Genomic DNA, 12600 nt, shown 5'->3' with positions numbered 1-12600 from the left:
ATATAAAACAAAGAACCTTTACGTTAACGTAAAGGTTCTTCGACATTTAATTACTTTAAAGATGTTACTTCTTATTACATAACTAGTCCTCGTTTATAACGGCTCGCTTCAAAAATAATACGCTCTTCATCTAACGTTTTACATTCACCGTTCCAGACAATATGTTTCCCATTAATCACAACATCTGAAACATCTTTCCCACTCGCTGCATATACAAGGTGTGACAACACTTCTTCCGCTGGTTGTAAATGTGGCTTATTAGACGGATCAATTGTAATAAAGTCAGCACACTTTCCTGCTTCAAGTGAACCTGTTTGTTTCATCCCAATTACGACTGCTGCACCTTTTGTTGCTAATGAGAGAACTGTTTCCACTGGTAATACTGTTGCATCTTTATGAATACCCTTTTGCAATAAAGCCGTAATGCGCATTTCTTCAAACATGTCTAAATTGTTATTAGAAGCAACACTATCTGTTGCAATTCCGACTTTTATTCCACTCTCTAACATCGCTCGAACATCTGCTATACCCGATCCTAATTTTAAATTACTAATCGGATTATGAGCAACGCGAACATCGTTTTCCGTTAAGAAAGTACGTTCATTTTCATTCAGCACAACACCATGTGCAATTACTGTTGGTCTCTGGAACAAACCGCAATCTGCTACATACTCTACTGGACGTTTTCCGTATTGTGCTTCAATATCCTGAACTTCACGCTCTGTTTCGGAAAGATGAATATGAACCATCGTCTTATTTTCCGCTGCTATTCGTGCACACTCTTCTAGCATTTCTGTAGAACATGCATATGGACTATGAGGAGCGACCATCGTCGTTAACATACCATCTTTATTGTAATAACGTTTTACATACTTCTCCGCTTCATGAATTGCCTTCTTTTCATCTTCTTTCGTTCCGAAGCTAAATAATGTTCGAGAAACAGCAGCGCGCATTCCGCTTTTACGAACAGCTTCCATAATAGAATCTTGATCTACTCCAATTGGATTAAACATATCCGAAAATGCTGTCGTCCCGCTCTTCACCATTTCAAGTAAACCAAGCTCTGTGCTAGCAACAGCAAGCTCTGGCGTAAATTGGCTTTCAAGCGGCCAAATTCTCGTTTCAAGCCATGGCTTCAGGAGCATGTCGTCACCTATTCCACGTAAAATACTCATCAAGACATGCGTATGCGTATTCACCAAACCTGGTAAGACCCACTTTCCATGAAGATCAATAACTTGATCCACTTGTTTCTCACTAGATAATTCTCCTGATTGCACTTCTATAATTTGACCATCTTCTACAATGATATATCCATTTTTCAATACTTCATTCTTTTCATTTAAAGTCACGATTGTGGCGCTTACATAAGCTGTTTTCAAAAACACTTCCCCTTTCGACTCTTTTTGATATAAACATTCCACCAATAAGTTACTACTATAATAGTAACTTATTGGTCATCAAGAGTCAAAAGATAATTATCACGAAATAACTTCCTTTATGTGAATACAAACTTTTTGTTTTAAAGCATCATATTGTATTTCATTTGTATCAGCAAATGCTTCTTTTCTATTAGAAGGAATGTCCATATATGTTATTTCTTCTAAAAATTGCGAGGCTGTAAAATCATATCTTTTACCGTTAATAATGTTATAAAAGTGCCAGCCTTCTGAAGCTTTTGTCTTCATGATTTTCCCTTCAAACAAATCTTGGATTACTAATGCTGTTACACCACATTGCCCTTTCGCTAGATTATCCGGAGTCCATTTTGAACTTGATTCTATTGACCAAGATTGAAATAAAATATCTCTCATTTTTTCTATTTTCGTATACATCGCACTTATCATCTCCTAACTGAATTCAAAATATCCAATGAGAATTAATTTACAAATCATACCGCAAAAGCGGCAGTATGCGATTTTTAAAAACAGTAGAAGGTATTTCTCCTATTTGTTTCGCTCCCATTTTTACGTAATACCCTTTTGCGTTCGGATCACTATCAATCGTAAAACTCTTAATTTCTAATTCCTCTGCTTTTTGAACAACACTTTCCCAAAGAATTCTTCCATAGCCTTTCCCTTTGTAATTTGGGTGTAGGTATAGAAAATCAAGGCTGTCTACTTCTTTTCTTTGGAATGAAAAAAATCCGATTATTTCTTGTTTTTCTTCTAAAATATACACATAATTATTCTTAATATATTGTTCCGTAATTGTTAAGTCTTCCTTACATGCTAATATGAATTCTTCACTATAATTCCAGGTTGCTTTTGAAGCTAGCGCGAGATTACTTAGCTCTTTTGCTTCTTCTAATAATGCTTTTCTAACAATCATTCATTTCTCTCCCTTTTCTCCTTTATACATACAACTAAGAAATATACATGTAATTTATTACGATGAAAATTCTTTTATTTCTGAATATTAATTGTACTATAATTTTCCATTTCCGAAAAATAAACCTCACCTATAGAAAAAGGAGAGGCTTTCATCTTACACAATATGCTCGTTTAACCAAGAAATCACATCTTGAAATACTTCCTGTCTGTTCACTTCGTGAAACATTTCATGCCTTCCATTCTCATATAAACGAATTGTTACATCTTTAACACCGCATTTTTTATACATATCATATACTTCTTGTACACCTTTTCCCATGTTTCCAACCGGATCACGGTCTCCCGAAAAAATATAAATAGGAAGCTCTTTTGGTGTTTTCTTATATTCTTCAAGTTTATTCACCATCAGTACACCGTTAAATAATTCACGGTAAAAGCTCGTTGTACAAATAAATCCACATTGTGAATCTTCTATGTATCTATCAACTTGATTCGTATCCGAAGACAGCCAATCAAACTTCGTACGGTTTGGCTTAAAGTGTGAGTTAAAATTACCAAATGATAAGAAGTTCAGCATTGGACTTTTCGTTTTTGCTCCGCGAAGTTTCATTTCAATCGTTGCCACTTTATGACCAATGACTCCTAAAAGCCCCGGATTCCCTCCTGTTCCAGAAATAAGGAACCCATTATATAACTCACCGCGAAGCTGCACAGCACGTCTTGATAAAAAAGATCCCATACTATGTCCTAATAAGAAAAGTGGACAGGTGTGTTCCTTACGAATAAGCTCTGAAACAAAGACTACGTCAGAAACAGCTTGATTCCAGCCTATATTCGGCTCGAAATGACCATACTCTTCTTCCTGCTTTACTGTTTTTCCATGCCCGCGATGATCATGAGCATATACTCCGTATCCAGCTTCCAATAACGCTTCAATACATTCTATATAGGAACCAGCATGTTCCGCCATACCATGCGCAATTTGAATAATCCCACGAGGCTCACTTTCTGGTAACCATTGACGTAAATAAATTTCCGATCCATCCAATGTCATAACGAAGCTTTCCTGTATGTTCATTTTGACAGCCCCCAAATCTATAATCTACTTCACAACAATACGAATCTATATCTTTATAAAATGTACTACTATTCATTTTTTTCTTACTATAAATTATATGTAAAAGCTTTCCTTATTACAAATTATGATATTTTAATTTCTGCCATTGCATTCTTGACGAAACGAAGTTAAAGTTATATAGTTACTTACATAAAGTAATTAAATTATTGGAGGTAAAATAATTATGATGCCATCATTATTTTTAGCACATGGTTCTCCTATGCTAGCCATTCAAGATACCGACTATACAAAATTTTTACAAACACTTGGTAAAACATATAAACCAAAAGCAATTGTCATTTTTACGGCTCATTGGGAAAGTGAAATTTTAACTATTTCTTCTTCAGACAATGCCTATGAAACGATTTATGATTTTGGCGGCTTTCCTCCTGAATTATATGAAATAAACTACGTTGCAAAAGGTTCGTCAGCTATTGCAGCAATGCTAGAAGAGAAATTTAAAAACCGAGGGATTGCGGTTCAAAAAGATACAACGCGCGGATTAGATCATGGCTCTTGGACACTTCTATACCGTATGTATCCGCAGGCTGATATACCTGTCGTTCAAATTTCAGTAAATCCCTTCCTTCCTGCAAAAGAACAATATGAAATTGGAAAAGCCATTCAAGAACTTGGAAAAGAAGATATTTTAGTCATTGGCAGCGGTGTTACGGTGCACAATTTACGGATGTTAAAATGGGAACAAACTACGCCTGAATCATGGGCTGTTGAATTTGATGAATGGCTCATTGATCAAATTCAGAACAACAATACAGACGCCCTATTCAACTGGGAAGTTGAAGCTCCTCATGCACGTTTAGCTGTTCCAAGAGCAGAACACTTTGTTCCTCTTTTCATTGCAATGGGAAGCGGCAAGGCAGAACCAAAAGTAATTCATCGTAGCTATGAATTTGGAACATTAAGCTATCTTTGTTTACAATTTTAATTCTTAATAATATGAAACCAAAGAAGTCCAGCAATTCACTACTGGACTTCTTCTTTATTTTCTAACAGAAACCTCTTTATCAAAGCGAACAAATTTACTCTGCACTTTCATTCCAGCTGTTTGATATACACGAGGTGCACCTGTAATATTCTCAGAATCTACATTTAAATGAACTTTTGTAATCCCGTCTTGATACAATTGACCAAATGCATGATGTAATAGCGCTAATCCCAATCCTTGTTTACGCTTAGAACGACGTACACCTAAGTGAGTAATTTCAGCTTTATTGTCAACACCTTTTTTACTAAAGATAAAACCAACCACTTCATCTCCATTCATCGCTAGTGACCATAATATTACTCCTCGTTAACGCAGGATAAATGTTGCACCATAAACACTTGCTCATTCGCAACTGTAAATCCCGCTTCTTTTAAAATACGAACAATCACTTCATTAGAAGCGGGCAGATTCATAGTCATCTTGTTCAACTTCCCTTGTAAAGGAGAAAAAACTTCACGTAATCCGAATCGAACAATATCCTCCTGATCTATACGCTTTGTATCTACATAACTTTGATACAATACAGTTGCTTGTTGTTTTCCTGTCTGATCAAGTACTTTTTTATAAAGAAAATACGCTAATTCTTCATTTGTATCATCATACACAGTTAATAATTCCCCATCTTTTCTTACACTCATCCATTCTGTCTGCCAAGGCTTTATTTCTTCATTTGATATTTGAATAGTATGTATATCCTGTGCTATAACTCTTTTTACATGGTATGTATTACTCTGTTGCAACTGAAAAGCACTATCTTCTAATATTTCTGTATGCTGTAACATCAAAAGTTGATCAATTACTTCATAACCCATCTTTTTATAAAGATGAATCGCGGAATCATTTTTACTGATTGCCTCCAGCATCGCAATATCTACTCCTTCTTTTTCATACAATTCTAACGAAGCTCTTACTAATGCTCTACCTACTCCTCGATTGCGAAATTCGGAAATAACACCTGTTCCACCGTTCCATGCAATTTTTTTACCATGTATGATTCTAATTCCATTTAAAATAATGCCAACTGGCTCACCGTTATTAAACGCTACAAGTGAAAATGATGGTGACAATTCCTCCATTGCCATTCTTGCTAAAAAAGCATCCATTGTCATTTTAATTTCGATGAAATACCCTTCGAATCCAGCGTTCCACAAATTTGTAGCTTCTTCGAATGATAATACGCTTAACGATTTTATTTCATACATTTCATCCTAACTCCCTTCCCTAAATAACTATTATCACACTAAAGCATCTTCCTGCTTTTTATTAAAAATAATGTGTATACCCATACATAATCGAGACAAGCACCGCCGTTACAAATATACCCGGCAATAAATTAGCTACCTTAATTTTGATAACCTCAAGTAAATTTAATCCAATGGCAAAAATCATAATCCCGCCTGTTGCTGTCATTTCCACAATAAAATTATTCATTAATGTTTCCGGTACAAACCGATCAATTTGCGTTGCAAAAATTGCAATCAGCCCTTCATATAAAGTAACAGGAATAGCCGAAAATAATACACCCATTCCTAATGTTGTCGTTAAAATAAGTGAAATAAAACCGTCTATAATCGCTTTCGTATATAAAACATTATGATTTCCACGAATACCACTATCTAAAGCACCAATAATCCCCATTGCTCCCATTACAAATATTAATGTTGCAGTTACAAACCCTAGCGATATACTCCCTTTTCCACCTGATCCTATCTTTTTCTCTAGCCAATCTCCTAAATTTTTTAATTTCTCTTCTAACATAAGCAATTCCCCGATTACTGCTCCAATGACAAGACTTAAAATGACAATTAAAAAATTTTCACTTTTCAACCCCATTTGCAAACCAAGCACCGTTACTGCTAAAGCAATTGCATGCATAACAGTCGATTTCACATTTTCCGAAATGCCACTAAAAATTCTACCTAATAATGTCCCTGCAATAATACATAGTCCATTTACTAAAGCACCAAGTAAAACCATTCTCTCCCACCTATTCTTTCCATATATAAAATTATAAGTAGAATTATAGACTATTTTTTAAAAATTTAATATTTTCAATTTTCACGTTGTCCTAATCAAGCTACTCATGTTACCTTATTATTGAAAATCATCATAAATATATATCAGAATATAAATCTAAATTAACATTCAATATATTTATATTATTAACTCATAAGGAAGGGATTTTTATGAAAATTCAAAAAATAATATTACTAAAACGCACCATACTGTTAGCCATCCTTTTTACCCCTATAATCTTATTGATTAACTATGTACTAAATTCAGAAACGAAAAATGAACAAAACACAGCAGTAAAAAATAAGCAAACAGAAAAGGCAAAAGGAAAAGAACTAACAAATAAACCGAAAGAAGATCCTGAAATTACACTTACATTCTCGGGTGATACAATGTTTGATTGGCAATTACGCCCTGTTATTCAAAGTAAAGGTGCTGATTATCCATTTCAGCATGTAAAACCGGAAATAGAAAAAGCGGACTACTCATTTGTAAATCTAGAATCTGCGTTTACAACTCGCGAGAAAAAATATCCTGGCCAACTATTTTGGATTAAAAGCGATCCCTCCACATTACAAGCTATTAAAAATACAGGCTATGACATTGTTAATATCGGAAATAACCATACACTCGATTATTTCCAAGACGGCTTATTGGATACAATTTTCCATGTAGAAAAAATAGGCCTTCCCTATATCGGTGCAGGAAAAAATGCATCAGATGCGTATACAGCGAGAGAAGTTACAATTAAGGGTAAAAAATTTAAGTTTATCTCGTTTGTCCGTTTTATGCCTGATTCTGCATGGGTAGCTACAAATGATAAACCCGGCGTTGCAAATGGCTACGATTTAAACTTAGTTACAAAAACGATTAAAGAACAAAAGAAAGATGCCGATTATATGATTGTGTATATGCATTGGGGTGTCGAAAAAACAAATCGTCCAGCTGACTATCAAAAAGAATATGTACAAAAAATGATAGAAGCAGGTGCAAATGCTATTGTCGGAAGTCACCCTCACTGGTTACAAGGCTTTGAATATTACAACAAAGTTCCCGTTGCATACTCACTTGGAAACTTCCTCTTCCCTGACTATGTAACAGGACATAGTGCAGAAACTGGTGTACTAACAATTAAATTTAAAGGAAAAGACGTACAAATGTCATTTAATCCTTATATGATTCGTAATAACCAAGTTACACCGCTTCAAGATACAGAAAAACAAAACATGCTGCAATACTTGCAATCTATTTCCAATGATGTACAAATTGATACAGATGGAAACATTATTGATAAACGGACACAATAGATTGATACGAATCAATTAATTTTTTATCGTATCTGGCGATTCATCCCCCACCTCAAGCGCGAAGCGATAGGTGGGGGATGAATCGCATTTTTGTTGTTTTTTTTAAGTATACAAATAGAAACGTACGTTCTTTTTTGATATACTTTGTGTATACAAAACAAGAAAGGAGCGTGTCCAATGAAAAAAGCATATTTTTCAATTCGTATCTATAAGAATGCACTGAATCCGAAGTATGTTGAAGCTATTGGCCATGCTCTTTTCGTATTTAATCGTGCGAAGCATTTCGCTTTTCAAACGCAAGTGTTAAAAAAACGTTCTGGCACCTCCAGACGTTCTGATAGTATGCAAATTACTGTAAAATCACGATTTAGTCTGAATGATTATTATGCAAATAGTGCTGTGCAGGAAGCCAATGCACTGTTTTCTTCTCAGACAGAATTGAAGAAATTGTATATCGAAAATAAAAATGAACAGATTAAAGCTGTAAAAAAGAAGATTAAGAAAACCAAGTCAGATTTGACAGTGCTAAATAAAATGAAAACATCTTTTATCAAAGGGAAGCCAAAGTTCAATAAAACGTCCAAAGAACAACAAATGGGACGATATTTTATTGTGCAGTTTAAAAAGAGAACGGATATTTACTATCACGCCTATCAATTTGAGCATGAATATTTAAATGTGCGTATTCAAACACTTCGTTCTCGTTTAGGTAGCCTTGAATTTCGGTTGGATAGACTACAAAAATTACTTCATAGTTTAAAAAACAATGTTTCTTCTGTTGTATTTGGGAGTAAAAAACTATTCAAAGCACAACATACTGTAGATACTTATGCTCAAAATCATACACTTTGGGTTCAGGATTTTGAAAAGGCTCGTTACAATCAAATGTTGATTTCAGCTCGAAAAGACGCGAAATCAGGAAACTTTGTATTTACATACAATACAGAATCACAATCTTTACACTTTACAACACCAAACGGTATTGCAGTTGAAATTCCGAACCTTACATTTCCGTATGGACAAGAACAAGTGAATGCAGCTGTTCAAAACCAATGGAATTGCAAAGATAAAAAGAATACAGGAAAACCAATCAGTTGGGCAATTGAAGACCACAGGGATTACTACATTTTTAAATGTTTAATAGATATTGAAGAGAACCAAACTAAAAACTTCAACAAATCCGATGGTGTCATTGGAGTAGACTGTAATTTTGACCACTTTGCTTGGGCAAACATCAATAAACAAGGACAACTCATAAAAACGGGTGTATTATCCTTTGATATTTTAGATAAAACATCAGAACAAATTACTAAAATTATGGAAGCAGAAGCCATTGCATTAGTTGATATTGCTGTAAAAGCAAACAAGCCAATTGTTGTAGAAAAATTAAACACAACAAAAGCAAAGGTTAAGAATCCTTATGGCAACAAAAAAGCAAACATGATGATGAGCATGTTTGCTTACAAAAAGATGATTTCAGCTATTAAAAGCCGTGCTGAGAAGATGCGTGTAGCAGTATTTGAGATAAATCCAGCGTACACTTCTCAAATTGGTAAAATCAAATATATGAAACGTTTTGGTATCAGCATTCACCAAACAGCTTCTTATGTCATTGCTAGAAGAGCAATGGGATTTAAAGAAAAACTTCCACCAATTTTGTATTCACTATTACCAGAGAAGATGGTAGGTCTGCATCATTGGGTGCAATGGAAGTGGCTGTCTGGTATCCTGTCTGATTTGCGTGTTCACACATTCTATCAGATGGAGCTTTCGAACCATAACAAGATTCGTTCTGTGAACGAACTTTTTCCTTCAGGGGCTCTTACAGACTTGGAAGTAAAAGGTTTGTCTAAGTTTGAAAGTAGAAAAACCATACCTTGTTGAATGGGTATGGTCTGCTAAGCATTTTGTCTTAGTTGTCCTTTTGGGGAATCCCCTTCCTCAAAAATCCGTTAGGATTTTAGGTGGGGGTAGTTCAATTTTCTTCCAGACTTTTCTCTTGCTATGATAAACAACATATACGATACTATATAAAACATATCAATTTAGGGGGATTACATGCAATGGAAGAAAAACAATTTGAACTTGCAACTTTTGCTGGTGGTTGCTTTTGGTGTATGGTAAAGCCATTTGATGAACTTCCTGGTATACATAAAGTCATTTCAGGTTATGCAGGAGGGCATGTTGAAAATCCAACATATGAAGATGTAAAATCTGGAGAATCTGGACATTTAGAAGTCGTTCAAATTACATTTGATCCTTCTATTTTTCCATATCAGAAATTATTAGATCTATATTGGCCGCAAATTGATCCAACTGATGATGGCGGACAGTTTTTTGATCGTGGTCCATCTTATCGTACAGCCATTTTTTATCACAATGAAGCGCAAAAAGAACTTGCTGAAAAATCAAAACAAACATTAGCAGAAAGTGGTATATTTAAAGATCCAATTGTAACAGACATTCGCCCAGCTGCTTCATTTTACGAGGCGGAAGAATACCATCAACATTTTTATAAAAAAAATCCTGACAAATATGCGAAGGAACAGAAAGAATCTGGTCGTGAAGACTTTATCAAGGAAAATTGGCAGAAAAAATAATAAATGGACGTGTTTTTAAGACCGATGAAAAGTTGTTTCATCGGTCTTTTTATATTTCAATATAATAATTGTCCTCTTACTTATTCACTTCATTTTTCAGCTGTAAAGCAATTAAGCTAGCAAAATCATGCACAAGTGTTGCTGCTAAAAGAGAAGTAATTTGAGCTTGATCATATGGCGGCAATACTTCTACTAAGTCGAAACCGATATAATTAAATCCACTTAATGAACGCACCATGTTTAATGTCTCGCGACTGTTAAATCCCCCCACTTCTAACGTACCTGTACCAGGTGCACAAGATGGATCTACAAAATCAATGTCAAAGGTTAAGAAACATGGTGTATCGCCAATCGTTGCTCGCATTTGCTCAAGAACGCTTTCAAAACCACGATCACATAATTCAGCTGTTGTAATGACGTTATAACCTAAATCATTACTAGCTTCTATATCACCAGGATGATTTAATGTTCCCCGGATACCAATTTGGAATACTTTTTCAGGTTGTAGTAACCCTTCTTCATGTGCACGAATAAATGGGGAACCGTGCCAATATTTCTCTTCATAATATGTATCCCATGTGTCTGTGTGGGAGTCGAAGTGAATCATTGCGACAGGTCCATGAACTTTCGCTGCTGCACGAAGACTTGCTAATGTAACTGAGTGATCCCCTCCAAGACCTATCGGAATAATTCCTTGTTGCATTAATCCCAAAACAGTTTCTTCAATTACATCATAGCTACGATGAATATTGTGCGGGATCACAGACACATCACCAATATCAATTGCATTTGTATCATCAAACGGATAAACATGGTGAATCGGATGATATGGGAACAAAGTCATAGATGCTTGACGAATTGCTTGCGGAGCAAAACGCGCACCAACGCGAAAAGAAGCAGCCGTATCAAACGGCATTCCTAGAATTGCAATCTTTGCTTGCTCATTACTTGATGGTAATCTCATAAATGAACCTGTCGTACAAAACTCTGGTTTTACATCTGGCGTTAGTGGATATTTCATAGGTCATTTCCCCTTTATCAACATAATTTTCACATTCAAAAAACTTTCCTGAATCTTTTTTATTAAAATGCAAAAATCATGCCATGCAAAAAATGATCCTTTCCCTACTGTTCATCTTTTCTCATCTATGCAAAATTGAATAACCCATGCTTTACAGCATAAAGTGAAGCTTTAATCAGTGGGGGATTCTTCATCCCCCACTGATTATCAGCCCTCACCAATCGGGCTTTTACGGGCAGTTTATCTCCCACCTTACTTCTTTGCTTTCACTGAATTTTGAGGTGGGAGTATTACTGCCCGCGAATAGCGGGATAAAAAGGATGATAAAAGATCACCCTTTTCTGTACTTATTTTTTTACTATAAGTTATTTTCTCAATCTCTCAATAAAATCATATAACTTATCCAGTGAAGTCATATTCTGATTACACGCTATGCTATCTTGGCAAATATAGTTTCCTTTTTTAACAAAAGTACCTGGTACATCCCCTTTTATTTCAACTAGAAACATACCTACTTCTTCATGACCATGGCACAATGCACAAATACCTTTTTTGTTTATACTTTGGAATGTGCCTTGTAAACCAACAAACTTATTTTTATTCTTTGCTATAATAAACTTTCTACTTGTGCCTTTATCAATCCAACCTAGATAAGACATCTCTTTCATATTTATTCCTTCCATTTCAGGAAGCTTCAATTTTTTAGCTTTAGGAAATAATTTTTTTAACGTTTGCGTCGTAACTTCCTGAAACGGAATGACATACGGATTTAACTTGAATAAAAACGCTTCCGTGTCTTCCCTATTTTCAACCGTTAAAATCATATCAATTAATTCTTTTTGTTCATCAGTAAGATTTTCAAAAACATGTAACACCTTTTCTATCGCAAGAGACTTTAAAGCAGCAATAACACCTCTATCGTTTGCTGTTGCATGTCCATTTACTAGAATATGAGCTTGTGATTTTATAAAATTATATTGATCACTTCTAATAAAAGCTTCCATTTTTATCACTCCATACAAAATTGTTTATCTATTTTATATTTTATACAACAAATTTGCTTTATAAAATGTAGAAGATAATTTAGAAACAAATTCTACCTAAAAAGCACTGAGTATTTTATATAAAATATGAAGTGAACCCAAAAAGTTAGACGCATATTTTAAGCAGCTAATGAGGAATGAGTTCTGTATTGTACAGGGC

The 12600-nt window shown here is 34.8% G+C and carries 12 protein-coding genes and 1 pseudogene; 4 read left to right on the top strand and 9 right to left on the bottom strand.

The genetic code is table 11. The features are described 5' to 3' along the window. Positions 1-74: 74 nt before the first annotated feature. From LRP84_RS14195 to LRP84_RS14180, 4 genes are all read right to left on the bottom strand, one after another. Entirely contained in the window at positions 75-1382 is a 1308-nt protein-coding gene (locus LRP84_RS14195; protein WP_230575679.1) for a bifunctional S-methyl-5'-thioadenosine deaminase/S-adenosylhomocysteine deaminase, read from the bottom strand. A gap of 99 nt (positions 1383-1481) precedes the next feature. Then, positions 1482-1835, bottom strand: coding sequence for a YunG family protein (locus LRP84_RS14190; protein ID WP_230575678.1), 354 nt, complete (start codon positions 1833-1835; stop codon positions 1482-1484). A gap of 49 nt (positions 1836-1884) precedes the next feature. Continuing rightward, positions 1885-2331 (bottom strand): GNAT family N-acetyltransferase, encoded by a 447-nt coding sequence (locus LRP84_RS14185; protein WP_230575677.1) that lies wholly within the window; start codon positions 2329-2331, stop codon positions 1885-1887. 156 nt (positions 2332-2487) lie between these two features. After that, complete coding sequence (locus LRP84_RS14180; protein WP_230575676.1) at positions 2488-3411, bottom strand: alpha/beta fold hydrolase; 924 nt, start codon at positions 3409-3411, stop codon at positions 2488-2490. 223 nt (positions 3412-3634) lie between these two features. Here LRP84_RS14180 and LRP84_RS14175 point away from each other — a divergent pair, with 223 nt between their 5' ends. Then, positions 3635-4396 (top strand): DODA-type extradiol aromatic ring-opening family dioxygenase, encoded by a 762-nt coding sequence (locus LRP84_RS14175; protein ID WP_230575675.1) that lies wholly within the window; start codon positions 3635-3637, stop codon positions 4394-4396. A gap of 38 nt (positions 4397-4434) precedes the next feature. Here LRP84_RS14175 and LRP84_RS14170 read toward each other — a convergent pair. The 3 genes and pseudogenes from LRP84_RS14170 to LRP84_RS14160 form a co-directional block, all read right to left on the bottom strand. Then, a pseudogene (locus LRP84_RS14170) lies at positions 4435-4750 on the bottom strand (GNAT family N-acetyltransferase); the annotation flags it as partial. Between the two features lie 2 nt (positions 4751-4752). Then, on the bottom strand, positions 4753-5658 hold the full coding sequence (locus LRP84_RS14165; protein WP_230575674.1) for a GNAT family N-acetyltransferase: 906 nt from the start codon (positions 5656-5658) through the stop codon (positions 4753-4755). Between the two features lie 61 nt (positions 5659-5719). Further along, positions 5720-6433, bottom strand: coding sequence for a DUF554 domain-containing protein (locus LRP84_RS14160; RefSeq protein ID WP_230575673.1), 714 nt, complete (start codon positions 6431-6433; stop codon positions 5720-5722). A 209-nt stretch (positions 6434-6642) separates the two neighbouring features. Between LRP84_RS14160 and LRP84_RS14155 the strand changes: the two genes are divergently transcribed. The 3 genes from LRP84_RS14155 to msrA all read left to right on the top strand — a co-directional run bounded on the left by LRP84_RS14155 (position 6643) and on the right by msrA (position 10376). Then, a complete protein-coding gene (locus tag LRP84_RS14155) occupies positions 6643-7776 on the top strand; it encodes a CapA family protein (protein WP_230575672.1) in 1134 nt (377 codons plus the stop codon). Positions 7777-7953: 177 nt separating this feature from the next. Beyond that, positions 7954-9660 (top strand): IS200/IS605 family accessory protein TnpB-related protein, encoded by a 1707-nt coding sequence (locus LRP84_RS14150; RefSeq protein WP_230575671.1) that lies wholly within the window; start codon positions 7954-7956, stop codon positions 9658-9660. A 179-nt stretch (positions 9661-9839) separates the two neighbouring features. Further along, complete coding sequence (gene msrA, locus LRP84_RS14145; RefSeq protein WP_230575670.1) at positions 9840-10376, top strand: peptide-methionine (S)-S-oxide reductase MsrA; 537 nt, start codon at positions 9840-9842, stop codon at positions 10374-10376. A 76-nt stretch (positions 10377-10452) separates the two neighbouring features. Here the strand turns inward: msrA and speB are convergent, their stop codons facing one another. Further along, positions 10453-11397 carry an agmatinase gene (speB, locus tag LRP84_RS14140; protein ID WP_230575669.1) on the bottom strand — a complete coding sequence of 315 codons (945 nt, stop codon included), beginning with the start codon at positions 11395-11397 and terminating at the stop codon, positions 10453-10455. Between the two features lie 365 nt (positions 11398-11762). Then, the gene (locus tag LRP84_RS14135; protein WP_230575668.1) at positions 11763-12401 is read right to left on the bottom strand and encodes a FusB/FusC family EF-G-binding protein; all 639 of its coding nucleotides are present in this window, start codon (positions 12399-12401) and stop codon (positions 11763-11765) included. Positions 12402-12600 lie beyond the last annotated feature (199 nt).

This window comes from Bacillus rhizoplanae, assembly GCF_917563915.1.
Classification (GTDB): Bacteria; Bacillota; Bacilli; order Bacillales; family Bacillaceae_G; genus Bacillus_A; species Bacillus_A rhizoplanae.
Note: the sequence above shows the minus strand (reverse complement) of the source record. Positions and strands in the feature narration are given on the sequence as shown.